This is a genomic window from Achromobacter sp. 1L-A-4-B-C2 (genome assembly GCF_057291955.1).
Genome location: NZ_JBXAWP010000005.1, coordinates 212,512 through 226,270 on the forward strand (window position 1 = coordinate 212,512; position 13,759 = coordinate 226,270).

The 13,759-nt window shown below is 65.8% G+C and carries 11 protein-coding genes and 1 pseudogene; 3 read left to right on the forward strand and 9 right to left on the reverse strand.

Translation table 11 applies throughout. The annotated features are described in order from the left end of the window. Positions 1–94: 94 nt before the first annotated feature. Positions 95–1,075, reverse strand: coding sequence for a GlxA family transcriptional regulator (locus tag AC0Z35_RS23020; protein WP_485132928.1), 981 nt, complete (start codon positions 1,073–1,075; stop codon positions 95–97). Positions 1,076–1,224: 149 nt separating this feature from the next. On the opposite strand from AC0Z35_RS23020, the gene AC0Z35_RS23025 reads away from it, so the two are divergent. After that, positions 1,225–2,448, forward strand: coding sequence for an MFS transporter (locus AC0Z35_RS23025; RefSeq protein WP_485132927.1), 1,224 nt, complete (start codon positions 1,225–1,227; stop codon positions 2,446–2,448). Here AC0Z35_RS23025 and AC0Z35_RS23030 read toward each other — a convergent pair. Beyond that, complete coding sequence (locus AC0Z35_RS23030; RefSeq protein ID WP_485132926.1) at positions 2,434–4,011, reverse strand: ATP-binding protein; 1,578 nt, start codon at positions 4,009–4,011, stop codon at positions 2,434–2,436. The genes AC0Z35_RS23025 and AC0Z35_RS23030 overlap by 15 nt on opposite strands. Positions 4,012–4,162: 151 nt before the next feature. Between AC0Z35_RS23030 and AC0Z35_RS23035 the strand changes: the two are divergent. Next, a pseudogene (locus AC0Z35_RS23035) lies at positions 4,163–4,273 on the forward strand (YkvA family protein); the annotation flags it as partial. A gap of 38 nt (positions 4,274–4,311) precedes the next feature. Here the strand turns inward: AC0Z35_RS23035 and AC0Z35_RS23040 are convergent. The 7 genes from AC0Z35_RS23040 to AC0Z35_RS23070 all read right to left on the reverse strand — a co-directional run bounded on the left by AC0Z35_RS23040 (position 4,312) and on the right by AC0Z35_RS23070 (position 12,561). Next, positions 4,312–5,538 carry a CoA transferase gene (locus AC0Z35_RS23040; protein ID WP_046806354.1) on the reverse strand — a complete coding sequence of 409 codons (1,227 nt, stop codon included), beginning with the start codon at positions 5,536–5,538 and terminating at the stop codon, positions 4,312–4,314. Positions 5,539–5,542: 4 nt separating this feature from the next. Next, positions 5,543–6,739 carry an acetyl-CoA C-acetyltransferase gene (locus AC0Z35_RS23045; protein ID WP_319301709.1) on the reverse strand — a complete coding sequence of 399 codons (1,197 nt, stop codon included), beginning with the start codon at positions 6,737–6,739 and terminating at the stop codon, positions 5,543–5,545. An 87-nt stretch (positions 6,740–6,826) separates the two neighbouring features. Further along, on the reverse strand, positions 6,827–7,648 hold the full coding sequence (locus AC0Z35_RS23050; protein ID WP_240433882.1) for an enoyl-CoA hydratase/isomerase family protein: 822 nt from the start codon (positions 7,646–7,648) through the stop codon (positions 6,827–6,829). Further along, positions 7,641–8,390: a 3-oxoacyl-ACP reductase FabG gene (gene fabG / locus AC0Z35_RS23055; protein WP_046806356.1), complete on the reverse strand. Its 750-nt coding sequence runs from the start codon at positions 8,388–8,390 to the stop codon at positions 7,641–7,643. Before fabG ends, AC0Z35_RS23050 begins: the two co-directional genes overlap by 8 nt. Positions 8,391–8,444: 54 nt before the next feature. Beyond that, positions 8,445–9,329 carry a MaoC/PaaZ C-terminal domain-containing protein gene (locus tag AC0Z35_RS23060; protein ID WP_485132925.1) on the reverse strand — a complete coding sequence of 295 codons (885 nt, stop codon included), beginning with the start codon at positions 9,327–9,329 and terminating at the stop codon, positions 8,445–8,447. Between the two features lie 13 nt (positions 9,330–9,342). After that, positions 9,343–11,493, reverse strand: coding sequence for an acetate--CoA ligase family protein (locus AC0Z35_RS23065; protein ID WP_485132924.1), 2,151 nt, complete (start codon positions 11,491–11,493; stop codon positions 9,343–9,345). Between the two features lie 66 nt (positions 11,494–11,559). Continuing rightward, positions 11,560–12,561: a tripartite tricarboxylate transporter substrate binding protein gene (locus AC0Z35_RS23070; protein WP_485132923.1), complete on the reverse strand. Its 1,002-nt coding sequence runs from the start codon at positions 12,559–12,561 to the stop codon at positions 11,560–11,562. Positions 12,562–12,753: 192 nt separating this feature from the next. Between AC0Z35_RS23070 and AC0Z35_RS23075 the strand changes: the two genes are divergently transcribed. Then, a complete protein-coding gene (locus AC0Z35_RS23075) occupies positions 12,754–13,668 on the forward strand; it encodes a LysR substrate-binding domain-containing protein (protein WP_314355794.1) in 915 nt (304 codons plus the stop codon). Positions 13,669–13,759: the final 91 nt, after the last annotated feature.

Genomic DNA, 13,759 nt, shown 5'->3' on the forward strand with positions numbered 1-13,759 from the left:
TGTGTCTTTGCCATCCACCTTGGGGAGAAGTTATCTTGGTCGACAAGAATTGCAATGTCGCGGGGCAGCTACATCGTCACCGCGACCGCGGGTTTCAGAATGACGTTTTAGCCGTTTCGACGCCCTGCCTGGCCATGCGCCGAAGCGCCTGCGGCGGTTGGCCGTAGACGCGCAGGAACGTGCGCCGCATGCGTTCCGTGTCGGTAAAACCCGCCCGCCGCGCCACGCTGTCGATGCTGTCGGCCCCCGCCTCAAGATGCGCGCGCGCCGCCTCGGCCCGGATGCGCTCGACCGCCTTGGCGGGCGTCTCGCCCGTCTCTGCCTTAAAGCTGCGCAGGAACTGGCGCGGGCTGACGCAAGCCACCTCGGCCAGACGCTCCACGCTTAGCGCCGCGCCCAGATTGTTGCGGATGTGCTCCAGCACCGCGCGCATGCGTTCGCTGTCGGGCGCCAGGTCCTGCAGCGCCGAGAACTGCGACTGTCCGCCCGAACGGCGGTGATAGACCACCATCTCGCGAGCCGTGGCGGCCGCCACGTCGGCACCCAGATCAGCTTCGACCATCGCCAATGCAAGGTCTATGCCGGCAGTAATGCCCGCCGAAGTCCAGGTGTCGCCGTCGCGCACGTAGATGCGGTCGGCGTCGACACGCACGCCGGGATAGTCACGCGCCAGCGCGGCGGCGTAGCGCCAGTGGGTGGTGGCGCGCAGCCCGTCGAGCAGGCCCGCGGCCGCCAGCACAAACGCCCCCGTGCAGACGCTGGCCAGGCGCCTGCCGGCCTGCCGCTGTTCGTGCAGATACCTGTGCAAACCCGGGGTCACGGCCGCCGCGCGCGCGCCCTCACCGCCCGGCACCAGCAGCGTGCCGGCAGGCGCGTCGCGCCACGATTGCGTCATGACTTGGACGCCACAAGAACTGCGCACGGGTCCGCCGCGCTCGGACACGACGTGGACTGCATAGGCGGGACCCGCGGCGGTCCCGGCCTGCTTGCCAGCAGTCTGGAACACGGCGGCGGGGCCGGACATATCCAGCAATTGAAAGTCGGGCACCAACAGAAAGACGACGTCGTGAGGCATGGCGTTTTTTGCGGGAATTATGTCATTTGCGCCAAAGTGTGCGCCGATAAAGTGACGCCTGTCAAACCTCAACCGCTCCGTCCGATCCGCCGTTCTTTGCTCGGCACCCAGCCTCCTCATCATTGCCCTTCAATCCCGTCGCTCCCACCATGCCCCCATCCCCCTCGCTCACGATTGGTCGTCGCAACGCCCGCATTCTGGCCGTGTGCCAGGGCCTGTTCGTCGCGGCCATTTCCATTGACTTGACGCTGACCGCGCTGACCGGCCACATGCTGGCTCCCAACAAAGCGTTGTCGACCCTGCCCTTTGCGCTGATCACGGTAGCCGGGGCCTTGGTCACCTGGTTTGCATCACTGCTGATGCAGCGCATCGGCCGGCGCAACGGGTTTGCATTGGGCGCCCTGGCCGGTGCGGCGGGCGGCGCGCTATCGGTGTGGGCGGTATTTCATGCCGACTTCTGGGTCTTTTGCGCCGGTACCGCGCTGGTCGGCGTGTTCCAGGCGTTTGCCCAGTACTACCGCCTGGCGGCGGCGGACGCGGTTGAGCCGGCCGCCAAGAGCCGCGCAATCTCGGTGGTGATGGCCGGCGGCGTCATCGCCGCCATTGCCGGCCCCGCACTGGCCGCCTGGAGCCGCGACCTGTTCGCGCCGGTCACCTTCGCCGGCGCCTACCTGATGGTGACCCTGTTGGCGCTGCTGTCCGCCGCGCTGCTGTGGGGCGGCTATCGGGACGCCGAAGCGCCCGCCGCTGCCGGCCAGACGCAGGCCGGCCTGCCGGCACGCCCGCTGCGCGACGTGGCGCGCCAGCCCGTGTTCGTCGCCGCGCTGGCCAACAACGTGGTCGGGTCCGTTTCGATGATGTTCATCATGACCGCCGCACCGCTGGCCGCCGTGGCATGCAGCCACAGCATCGGCGACGGCGCCAACATCATGCAATGGCACCTGGTCGGCATGTACGCGCCCGCCTTCTTTGCCGGCACGCTGATCCAACGCTTCGGCCTGCCCCGGGTGCTGGGCGCGGGCATGCTGCTGAACGTCGCGTGTTCCTTGATCGCAATGACGTCTCCGGCGCTGCCCGCGTTCTATGCAGCGCTGTTCTGCCTGGGGGTGGGATGGAACTTCATGTTCGTCGGCGGCACCACGCTGCTGGCGCAATCCTACCGCCCGTCGGAACGCGCCCGCGCGCAAGGGGCCGCCGAGATGCTGCGCTATGCCGCGACCGCGTTGGCGACGTTGGCGGCCGGTCCGGCGCTGGACGCCTTCGGCTGGGAAGCGCTTAACGCGGCCATGCTGCCGGTGGTTCTGGCGGCGGGCGTGATGACGTGGTGGTGGGCGCGTGGGCAGGCGATGCCCCAAGCCTCAAGATGCGGGTGAACTGATCGCGCGCCCGACAGTTTCCACGTCTTTCCCATGCAGAACGCGTGTCAGCATTTCCATTGAGTACGGCTTTTGCATGACCGGAAACGGGGCGACTGCTTGCCCACTGATGGCCTCGCTGTATCCGCTGGCAAGCACGATCCGTATATCGGGCCATTGCGCCCGGATACGGCGCCCCAGCTCAACGCCGTTCATGCCGGGAAGGACCACGTCCAGAATCGCGATGTCACAGGAACCGCTTTGCGCGGTCAGGTGCGACAGCGCGGCTTCCGCATCAAGGACCCAGGTCGCGTCCTGGCCCATGTCCTTCAACATCGTGTGCACCACATCGCCCACCATGCGATTGTCTTCGACCAGCAAGACGCGATTCCGAACCTGGGGATCGCGACACTGCTGATCGCTCTCATCGTGGGTTTTTGTCGTTGCCTCGAAGGCGGGCAGATAGAGCGTAAACGTGGTCCCCTGACCCACCTGGCTGCGGACGTCGACATCGCCGCCGGACTGCTGGACAAACCCTTGCACCTGGCTCAAGCCAAGACCCGAATTTTCGTGCTGGCCTTTGGTCGAGAAAAACGGTTCGAATATATGTTTGGCGACCTCGTCATCGATCCCGATGCCGGTGTCCTTGACCGCCACCGCAACCTGCGGCGCGTGCGCATTGGGACCGCGGCCCGGCGTCGGCGCACGATCTGCCTGGCGCGCGGAAATGGTCAGGCGACCGCCCGCGGGCATCGCGTCCCGCGCGTTGATGACCAGATTCAACAGCGCCGATTCAAACTGTGCCGGGTCTGCATAGACGGTCGTGTTCCCCGGGCCCACCTCGTAGGACAAGGCGATGGACGACCCTACCGAGGCTTCAACCAGCTGTCGAAGCGACGACAGGCTGTCGCGCACGTCGAACACGTGCGGTTTAAGGGGCTGCTTTTTTCCATATGCCAAGAGCTGGCGCGTAAGTTGCGCCGCCTTCTCCGTCGTGTCGGAAATGATGCCGACATAACGCATCAAAGACGCCGGCATATCGCGTGATCTTTTCAGGAATTCGGCCGAGAACCGTATCGCCGTCAAAAAATTATTGAAGTCATGGGCAACGCCGCCGGTCAGGCGTCCAATTGCTTCCATGCGATGCGCGTGATGCATGGCATCGCGCGCGGCCTGGAGTTCTTCGCGGTGCCTCTTCTGCTCGGTCACGTCGCGCGTAATCTTCGCGAAGCCCACGTGCCGCCCCTTGTCATCATGGACCGGATCGATGACGACGCTACACCAGAAGCGCGTCCCGTCTTTTCGCATCCGCCAGCCTTCCGCCTCGAAGCGCCCTTCCTTTCTGGCCGTCTCCAACGCACGTTCTGGCACCCCCGCGGCGCGGTCTTGCTCGGTATAAAACACCGAGAAGTGCTGACCGAGTATTTCGCCTTCTTTGTATCCCTTGAATCGCTCGGCGCCAGGGTTCCAACTGCTGACCCGCCCCTCTGCGTCAAGGAGATATATCGCGTAGTCCATCACGGCATCTACCAGAAGCCGATACCGGTCTTGTTCCGGAAAGTCTGCGGGTGACTGTTTCATGCTGATTCAAAATGGTCGTAAATTTGACGGCATTCCCGCGCGGGGCTGCCGTCTTGGCGCTGTAGTTTCGTGATCGTACGCGCTGACCGCCCGATCGAAAACGGGGACAACCCCGACGCCCATTTCAAAGCAATTCAAAGCCGCCTTATGACTTAGCCCTGTCGACCTGATACCCGACTTCAGCCCCGTGCCTGGGTCTGTCGATGGTCTTTTATTACCGCCCGCCCTCATTGGCTTGAGCATCAAGCTCTTGCCGGCCGACGCGCGCGGTTCCCCGCGGCCGGAGCCGCGCGTATCGCGCTACGCCGTGGCGACGATGCCCGCATCGTGCAGGCGGCCGATGGCGCCACTGTCCAGGCCCAGCAGTTCGTGCAGCACCACATCGGTATGCGCTCCCAGGCACGGAGCGGGCGGGGTCGGGGTGCGGTCAAGACCTGCCACGCGGGCGGCGGCGCCGGCGCTCCAGTATTCTCCGATGCCCTCCGTGGACATGCGCTCAAAGACGGGATTGGCCGCGCCGATGCGCGGGTCGCGCTCCAGCAACTCGCCCACGGTGCTGTAGCGGCCCCAGCACACCTTGTGCTGTGTCAACGCGGCCTCGGCCTGCGCTGCGGTGCGTACCGCAAACCAAGGCTCTACCAGGCCGGCGATTGCGTCGCGGCCTTCGAAGCGCTGCGCCTCATCGCGAAAATCCAGACCCAGGCGGCTTTCGGCTGCGCTGATCGCGTCGGCGATATCGCAGCATTGAACCAGCGCATTCCACTGACCGGCCGATATGGCGGCCACCATGATGCGCACGCCATCCGCCGTCGAAAAATCACGTCCGAAGGCGCCGTACAGGTGATTGCCGATGGACGGGCGTTCCTGTTTCAGCAGTTCTGCCTCGGCCAGCACGCCCAGGTGCGACAACATCGAGAACGCGACGTCTGACAGCGCCAGCTTGATCTCGGCGCCGCTGCCCGTGGCCGTGCGACGGTTCAGCGCAGCCGTAATGGCGAATGCGGCCTGGTAGGCGCAGGCAATGTCCCAGGCGGGCAGCACGTGGTTGACCGGCCGGTCGATGGACCCGCCGCCCGTGACCGCAGGGTAGCCGGTGGCGCAATTGACGGTGTAGTCCACGGCGGTGCTGCCATCGGCATTGCCCTGGATGGTGCAGCTGATTAGATCGGCGCGCCGGGCCGCAAGCACGTCATGAGCCAGCCAGGGCGCGGCCACGTTCGTCAGCAATACGCCGGCTTGCGGGCCGGGCGCGGTGGCCAATGCCTGGATCAGTTCACGGCCTTCGGGCTTGCGCAGATTGATGGCGATGGATCGCTTGCCTTTGTTCAGCGCGGTCCAGTACAGGCTGCGGCCATTGCCGTCGGCCTGCGGCATGCGCGGCATTCGGCCGTAGTCGATGCCGCCGCCGATCATGTCCACGCGTATGACGTCGGCGCCGAATTGCGCCAGGGTCAGGCCGGCCAGCGGCGCGGCGATGAAGGCCGAGCTTTCGATGACGCGGACCCCGCCAAGAAAGGAATAGGTCATCGGGTCAGGCCCTCTCGAACACGGCCGCCATGCCCTGGCCGCCGCCTATGCACATGGTTTCGAGCCCATAGCGTTCGCCACGGCGCGACAGTTCGTGCAACAACGACGTCATGATGCGCACGCCGGTCGCGCCCACGGGGTGGCCCAGCGAAATGCCGGAGCCGTTCACATTGAAGCGGCCGGGGTCATTCCAGCCCCAGCCCTTGGCGCAGGCCAGCGCCTGGCAGGCAAAGGCTTCGTTCAGTTCCACCAGGGCCATGTCGTCAAAGCCCAGGCCGTTGCGGGCAAACAGTTTCTGCACGGCAGGCACGGGCCCGATACCCATGTGCGAGGGCTCGCAACCGGCCGCCGCCCAGCTGTGCAAATAGCCGATGGGTTCAAGTCCCAGCGCTTCAAGCTTGTCTTCGGCCACGATCAGGCAGGCCGCCGCCGCGTCGTTCTGCTGGCAGGCGTTGCCGGCCGTCACGATGCCGTCTTTCATGATGGGCTTAAGGCGTGCCAGCTGTTCCAGCGTCAAGTCGCCGCGGATGCCCTCATCGCGCGACACCACGATGGGCTCGCCCTTGCGTTGTGGCACGCACACCGGCACCACTTCGTTTTCGAATTTGCCGGACTCCCAGGCGGCCAAGGCGCGCTGGTGGCTGCGCAGCGCAAAGGCGTCGGCCTCTTCGCGCGTGATGGCGTAGTCGCGCGCCAGGTTCTCGGCGGTTTCTATCATGCCGCTGATCGTGCCGAAGCGCGACACAGGCTGCGAGCGTTCGCGGCCGCGTTCCAGCCGATCGTGAAAGCGCACTGTGCCCGCGCGCTTGCCCCAACGCATATCGGTGGTGTAGTACTCGACGTTGCTCATGCTTTCCACGCCGCCGGCCATGACCACGTCGGCCACACCGGTTTGCACCATCATCGCGGCGGTGGCGATGGCTTGCAGGCCGCTGCCGCAACGCCGGTCCAGCTGCATGCCTGCAACCTCGACGGGAAAGCCCGCTTGCAAGGCGACCCAGCGGCCCGTGCAGGGCACTTCGCCGTTGGCGTATGAATGCGCGAACACCACATCTTCAATGCGGGCCGGGTCCAGCCCGGTGCGTTCGATGATGGCGCGGGCAACGGTGGCGCCCAGCTCTTCCACGGGTACGGGGCGCAACGCGCCTCCGAATGCGCCGATGGGCGTGCGTAAGGGGGATACGATAGCGGCGCGTTTCATGCGGCCTCCTGGAGATGAGATCGAATCGGATCGAAGCAATGTCTGCGCGGTGCGATTGCCGCGCGCAAGTCCGGCGAAGCGTGGGCGTCAGCCATGTTCATGTCCCTGCCGCGCATCATGCAGCGCGTCCGGGAACCGGGGCGTTTCCTTGGCCAGAAAGGCGCGCACACCCTCGCGGGCTTCCGCCGAGGTGAATGCGCGCTCGGATAACGGCAGCGCGCGCGCAATCGCGCCGGCTTCCGTGTCGTCCCAGCTGTAGCCGATGGCGGTCTTGCACAAAGACATTGCCAGCGGCGGCCGTGCGCCCAAGGCGCCCGCCAAGGCCAGGGCCTGGGCCTGCGCCTGGCCCGCCTGCGAAACCCGGTTGACCAGGCCCCACGCCAGCGCCGTCGCGGCATCAATGGGCTCGCCCAGCAGCATCATTTCCTTGGCGCGCGTCACACCGATACGGCGTGTGACCCGTACCGGCCCACCACTGCCCGGAAACACGCCCAGCTTGATTTCAGGCAGCGCAAAACGCGCCGCCGGGTCCGCCACGATGAAATCGCAGCACACGGCAATTTCCAGGCCGCCGCCGAACGCCACGCCATGCACCGCGGCCACCGTGGGCTTGGGAAAGTCAGCCAGCCGCGCGAACACCCGGTGCTGAAGCTCCAGCTTTTCGGGGCCGATGCGTCCGGGCTGCATCAGGGGTTGGAATTCGGCGATGTCCGATCCCGCGCAAAACGCCCTGCCCGCGCCGGTGAGCACCACGGCGCGCACGCGGGGCTCCACGGCCAACGCGTCCAGCGCCTGGCCCAGCGCCACCGTCAAGCCTCGGAACACCACGTTCAGCGGCGGGTTGTCCAGCGTCAGCACCGCGACGCCGTCGTCGCGGATGTCGCAGCGGATGGGCATGTAATCAGCCATAGCGGCCACCCGTGACGTGCAGCACCTCGCCCGTGATGAAGCTGGCCGGCTCCGACACCAGGAATGCCACGGCGTTGGCAATGTCCTCGGGCTTGCCCACGCGTTTGATCGGCTGCATCTGCACCGCGCGTTCCTTGATGGTGTCGTAGGTGGGCAGCGCCTGCACCATCTCGGTTTCCATGAAGCCCGGCGCCACGCAGTTCACCGTGATTCCATAGCGCCCTTCTTCGATGGCCAGCGCCTTGGCCATGCCGATCAGGCCTGCCTTGGCGGCCGAGTAATTCGCCTGCGTCGGGTTACCGAAATGCGCGCGCGAACTGATATTGACGATGCGGCCCCAGCCTTGGTCAATAAAGTGCGGCATGACCGTCTTGCACGCCAAAAAGGCACCTTTCAGCATGACTTCCATGACCAGGTCCCAATCCTGCTCGCTCATCTTGACCAGGTATTTGTCGCGCGGAAAGCCCGCGTTGTTCACCAGGATGTGGACGCCGCCAAAGGTGGCGATGGTCTCGTCGACCAGGCGTTGCACGTCAGCCGCCTTGGTGATGTCGGCCACGATGCAATGCGCCTGCAAGCCGTCGGCGCGTAGCGCGGCGGCGGTGGCTTCAGCCTGCTCGGCCAGGACGTCGGTGATCACCACACGCGCGCCTTCAGCGGCCAGCTTGCGGGCGGTGGCCGCGCCCAGGCCCCGGGCGGAACCCGTGACGATGGCCACTTTGTCGTTGATCTGCAGATCCATAACGGTCTCTCTTTATGCAAGGTAAGGCGCGCGCGGCGTCGCGTGCGCGCGGATTCAGTCGGACAAGTCGATGCGGCCGGAACCCAGCACGACGACGCGGCGTTCCATGGCGGTAGTGCGCAGCGAGACGACGCCACCGTCGCGCCACATCTCGGTGCGCAAGATGTCGCCCGGCAACACCGGCGCGGTAAAGCGCACCCGCATGCCGCGCACGGCACCGGCGTCATAGCCCAGCAGCGCGCGCAGCACGGCGTGCATGGCCACGCCCATCGTGGCCAGCCCATGCAGGATGGGCCGCTCAAACCCCGCCGCGCGTGCCGTGGCCGGGTCCGCGTGCAAAGGGTTGGCGTCACCGTTCAGGCGATACAGCAGCGCGGCCTGCGGCAGGGTGGCCAGGTCGCAAACCGCATCCGCAGCCCGGTCGGGCAATACATGCGCGGGCAGCGGTGCGCGGCCATGCGTTGCCCCCTGCGTGGCGCCGAACCCGCCGTCGCCGCGCAGCATCGTGGTCTGCGTCACCGTGGCCAGCAGCTCGCCGCTGGCGGCGTCGACGATGCGCCGGTCTTGCAGCATCAGCGCTCCTTTTTCGGCGCCCTTGTCGTGCAGGCCCACGATGCGGTTTTCGCCGACGATGTGGCCGCTGGCGCGCAAGGGGCGTTGGAGTTCGATGTGCTGTTCGGCGTGCACCAGCTTGCGCCAGGTAATTCCGGTGTCGGGCTGGTCTGCCCAGAATCCGAAGTAGCCCAGGATGTTCGCCAGCGTCGGCAAGGCACACAGCCCGCCCGGCGCGTGTTCGTACACATAGCGCAGCTGGCCGGCATCCAGCGGATCGGCGCCCAGGCCGCAACCCAGCGCATACAGCACGGTGTCGCATTCACGGTAGCGATGCGAACGCGGTTCGAACGGCCGGTTCAACAGAAGGTCGGGATTGATCGGCATGATGGCCACCTGATCAGAGCGTGCCCGGGCCGGGGCCACGGGCCACATCCGCGCGCGCATCCCCGTCGGCGGCCAGTTCGATTACCGCGTCCACGGCATAGGCCCCCTGCCCCGCAGGCAAGGCGATCACCGGATTGAGGTCTATCGATTGCAGGCGCGGCCCGGCCTCGTGTGCGAAGTGCGACAAGCGCGACAGCATGATGGCCAGTGCCTTCACATCAGCAGGCGGCTTGCCGCGCGCGCCTTGCAGCAGCGGCGCCCCTTTGATGGACAGGATCATCTGTTCAGCGGTGTCGATGTCGAACGGGCAGCGACGCAGGACGACGTCCTTCATGATCTCGACGAAGATGCCGCCCAGTCCGAACATGGCCACCGGGCCAAAAACCGGATCGCGCTGGGTGCCCAGGATGCACTCGACGCCACCCGACAATTGGCGCGCGACCAGCACGCCTTCAATGCGTGCATCGGGTGCCGCCGTTGCCGCACGCTCCAGCAACCGGGCATGGCCCGCTTGCACCGCTTGCGCGTTTGCAACGTCCAACAGCACGCCGCCGATTTCCGACTTGTGCAGAATGTCTGGCGACAGGATCTTCATGACGACGGGGTAGCCGATTTGTTCCGCCGCCGCGACCGCCGCTCGGGCATCGGCGCACACGCGCTCTTCGGCCACGGCGATGCCGGCCTGCGCCAGGATTTGCTTGGCCGTGGCTTCGCTGGGCGTGGCGTCGGGCAGCGGGATCGACACGGGCGCGGATGGCGTCTTCTGCCCAGCCGGCCGCGCAAACGCGGCGCCGAATCGTCCCATGGCTTCAATGGCGGCCACGGCGCGGGCGGGGTCTTCGTAGACCGAGAACCCGTCGTCTTCGTACTGTTGCACCCGTTCGCGCGAGGCCAGAATGCACAGCACGAACAAGCGGTCCGGATGCCGCTCACGCACTGCGTTCAGCTGCGCGCGCAGGCCGTCGGCAATCGATGCCGCCCCAACGGTATAGGTAAAGAATCCAAGAATGGATTGATAGCCGCCCTCTTGGACCACGGCATCCGCGAAGCGGCCCGCAATGGACAGGTCATTCATGAACTGTGCCGTGCAATCCACAGGATTGCGCGGCGCGCAGAACGGAATCAATTCCTTCAAATGCCGTTGCGCGGCGGCAGGCATTTGGGGCATGGGCAAACCACACAGCTCGGCCGCGTCCGACACGATCACGCCGGCCCCGCCACTTACCGTGATGACGCCGAGGGAATTGTGCACGGGGTAAATGCGGCGCGTAGCCAGCCGCGCCACGTCCAGCATGTGTTCGGTGGACCGGGCGCGCACCACGCCGTGTTCAGCCAACACGGCGTCCGTCACGGCGTCGTTGCCGGCGATGGACGCGGTATGCGATTGGGCGGCCGCGCTGCCCACTTCACTGGTGCCCACCTTCATCATGACCACGGGCTTGCGGGCCAGCCGCGCGGCTTCCAATGCGGCCAGCAAGCGCTGCCCGTCGCGGATGCCCTCGGAGTACACGGCGATGACGTCGGTGTCGGGATCATCGACAAATGCCTGCACCATGTCGCCCAGGCTGATGTCGCTTTCATTGCCGCTCATGACGCAGGCGGACACGCCGATGCCGTAGTCGCGCGCAAGGCCCAGGATGTGGCTGCCATAGGCCCCGGACTGGCTGGCGATTCCGACGCGGCCTGCTTTGGGAAAACCGCTTTCCACCACCGACGTAAAGCTGCCGTAGAACCCGATGCGAGGATTCAACACCCCCAAAGAGTTGGGCCCGAGCAAGCGCAGCCCGTAGCGGCGCGCGGCGGCGGTCATGCGGTCTTGCAGCGCCGCGCCCTGCGCGTCGGCCTCGGCAAAACCGGCCGAAAACACGATGGCGACACGCGTGCCGCGCTTGCCCAGTTCCTCGACCACATCGGGCGCCAGCTTGGCGGCCACGGCCACGATGGCCAGGTCGGGCGTTTCCGGCAGGTCGGCCACGCTGGCATAGGCGGGGATGCCTTGAATCGTGGAACGCTTGGGGTTCACGGGCATCAGCCGGCCCAGGTAGCCCTGCTGGCGCATGTAGGCAATGGGGCGGCCGCCGATACGCAGCGCGTCGTCGGAAGCACCAATGATGGCGATGGATCGTGGATGGATCAAAGACGCCAGGGCGTGACGGTCAGACATGAAGGAACGACTCCGGATTGAATGGCGGGTCAGGCGGCCGCAATGATGGCGACCGCCCGGCATGGCTTACTGGACGGTGGCGCCCGACGCTTGGACAACCGGCGCCCAGCGCTTGATCTCGGATGCGATCTGCTTGTCGAAGTCAGCCGGCGTGGACCAGCTGGCGGGGAAGCCCTGCGCGTCCAGGCGGGTCTTGATGTCGGGGTCGGCCAGCACCTTCTTTAACTCGGCGTTCAAGCGGTCGACGACGGGCTGCGGAGTTTTTGCGGGCGCCATCAGGCCATTCCAGACCTCCGCGTCGAAACCGGCCACGCCGGATTCCGCCACCGTGGGCACGTCGGGCAACAGGGGCGACCGCGCCGTTCCCGTGATAGCAATGGCCTTCAGGCGGCCGGACTGCACCTGCGGCAATGCCGAGAACATCAAGTCCAGTACGACTTGCGTATTGCCGGCCATCACGTCCGACATGGCTGGCGCGCTGCCGTTGAACGGCACATGGGTCAGCTTGATGCCGGCCTTGCTGGCCAGTAGTTCGGTCGTCAGGTGGGTGGACGAACCATTGCCCGCGCTGGAAAAGAACATTGCGCCCGGCTCGGTTTTCGCGCGGGCGATCAGGTCCTGGATATTGTTGATGCCCAGCTTGGGGTTGACCATCACCAGCATGGGGCCGCTGGACAAGCGGCTCACGCCCATCAGGTCTTTCGTGATGTCGTAGCGCAGGTTCTTGTATAGCGACGGATGAATGGCGTGCCCGGTCGTAACCAGCAGCAGCGTGTAGCCGTCGGCCGGCGCCCTGGCCACGCTTTCGGCGCCGATGTTGCCCGACGCGCCTGCCTTGTTTTCGACGATGATCGGCTGCCCCAGTTGTTCGCCCAGCTTCTTGCCGACCAAGCGCACGACGATGTCGTTGGTGCCGCCGGGCGGATAGGGAACGATGATCTTGATGGGCTTGTCGGGGTAGTCCGCGGCCTGTGCGGCGGCATGTGCGGGGGCAAGCGGCAAGGCGGTGGCGGATAGCGCGGCAAAGCCTAATGCAATGGCGGCCGACACGCGGCGGGCGAGTTTCATAGGGTTGTCTCCAGGTGTTATGACCGCGCCGTCATGGACGGCGCAGGTGCTGTTTTAGGTGCCCATCCTAGAGATGCCACCCATACTTGATCAAATACTTTGCATGTACACTTCTATTCATTCTGTGTATACCTCGCCGGCGGCTTGGTCCGCGCCGCGCCCGCCCTGCCCCGCCTCACAAGGTCAATCACGATGGAACTGCGTCAACTCAAACAATTCGTGGCGGTTGCCCAGACGCAAAGCTTCAGCCGCGCCGCTGAACGCCTGTTCATGGCGCAGCCGCCGCTGTCGGTCGCCATCCGCAAGCTGGAAGACGAAATCGGCGTGGCTCTGCTAGAGCGCGGGTCGCGCGGCGTCAAGCTGACACCGGCCGGGCATGCGGCGCTGGCGGCGGCGACCAAATGCCTGGATAGCGCGGCCGATGTCATCACCGCTGCGCGCCAGGCGGCCAACGGTGAAAGCGGCGGCTTGCGCATCGGCTTTATCGGGTCCCTGACCTTCAGCCTGCTGCCGCGCCTGATCCAGCATTTCAGCCGGCGCTTTCCCCACATCAAGCTGGACCTCAGCGAATCGACCAACCTGGGCCTGCTGTCGATGATCGACGCGGAAACCGTGGACGTCGCCTTTGTGCGCGAACCGACTACGCATCCCAGCAACATGGTCTTCGAACCCATTTCGCGCGACGTGTTCTGCGTGGCCATGCCCGCGGATCATCCGCTGGCGCGCAAGCAATCGCTGTCGCTACAAGAGTTGCGCGATCAGGATTTCATCGGCTATACGCCGTCGCGCGTAGGCGGCCTGAACGCCGCCGTTATGCATTTGCTGCGCGAAGCCGGCGTGTCGCCGCGAGTGACGCAGGAAGCCGTCCAGGTGCAAACCGTGGTGGGACTGGTGCGCAGCGGCTTGGGCATCGCGCTGGTCCCGTCGATCAACGCGGAGTTCATGCCGGCCGACGTCGAATTCCGGCCCCTGAACGACTTGCCCGAATCGTCCAACATCGGCATCGCGCTGGTTTATCGCGAGCGCGACACCAATCCCGTCATCGCAAGGTTTGTCGCCAGCATTCAGCAAAGCATCGCGGACCATGGAGCGAGTTTGCAGCGCTAAGCGGCGATGCCTTCCCGACCCATCCCGTTGCGGTCGGCGCTTCGCAGCGTTGGAAGGCCCGCCGCCCCCACCGGGTGCGCCGGCGGCATGC

What these genes read in the sequence shown, in the direction of transcription:
- AC0Z35_RS23020 (WP_485132928.1), bottom strand. Translation starts at nt 1,075, where the DNA reads ATGCCTCACGACGTCGTCTTTCTGTTGGTGCCCGACTTTCAATTGCTG.
- AC0Z35_RS23025 (WP_485132927.1), top strand. Translation starts at nt 1,225, where the DNA reads ATGCCCCCATCCCCCTCGCTCACGATTGGTCGTCGCAACGCCCGCATT.
- AC0Z35_RS23030 (WP_485132926.1), bottom strand. Translation starts at nt 4,011, where the DNA reads ATGAAACAGTCACCCGCAGACTTTCCGGAACAAGACCGGTATCGGCTT.
- AC0Z35_RS23040 (WP_046806354.1), bottom strand. Translation starts at nt 5,538, where the DNA reads ATGACCTATTCCTTTCTTGGCGGGGTCCGCGTCATCGAAAGCTCGGCC.
- AC0Z35_RS23045 (WP_319301709.1), bottom strand. Translation starts at nt 6,739, where the DNA reads ATGAAACGCGCCGCTATCGTATCCCCCTTACGCACGCCCATCGGCGCA.
- AC0Z35_RS23050 (WP_240433882.1), bottom strand. Translation starts at nt 7,648, where the DNA reads ATGGCTGATTACATGCCCATCCGCTGCGACATCCGCGACGACGGCGTC.
- fabG (WP_046806356.1), bottom strand. Translation starts at nt 8,390, where the DNA reads ATGGATCTGCAGATCAACGACAAAGTGGCCATCGTCACGGGTTCCGCC.
- AC0Z35_RS23060 (WP_485132925.1), bottom strand. Translation starts at nt 9,329, where the DNA reads ATGCCGATCAATCCCGACCTTCTGTTGAACCGGCCGTTCGAACCGCGT.
- AC0Z35_RS23065 (WP_485132924.1), bottom strand. Translation starts at nt 11,493, where the DNA reads ATGTCTGACCGTCACGCCCTGGCGTCTTTGATCCATCCACGATCCATC.
- AC0Z35_RS23070 (WP_485132923.1), bottom strand. Translation starts at nt 12,561, where the DNA reads ATGAAACTCGCCCGCCGCGTGTCGGCCGCCATTGCATTAGGCTTTGCC.
- AC0Z35_RS23075 (WP_314355794.1), top strand. Translation starts at nt 12,754, where the DNA reads ATGGAACTGCGTCAACTCAAACAATTCGTGGCGGTTGCCCAGACGCAA.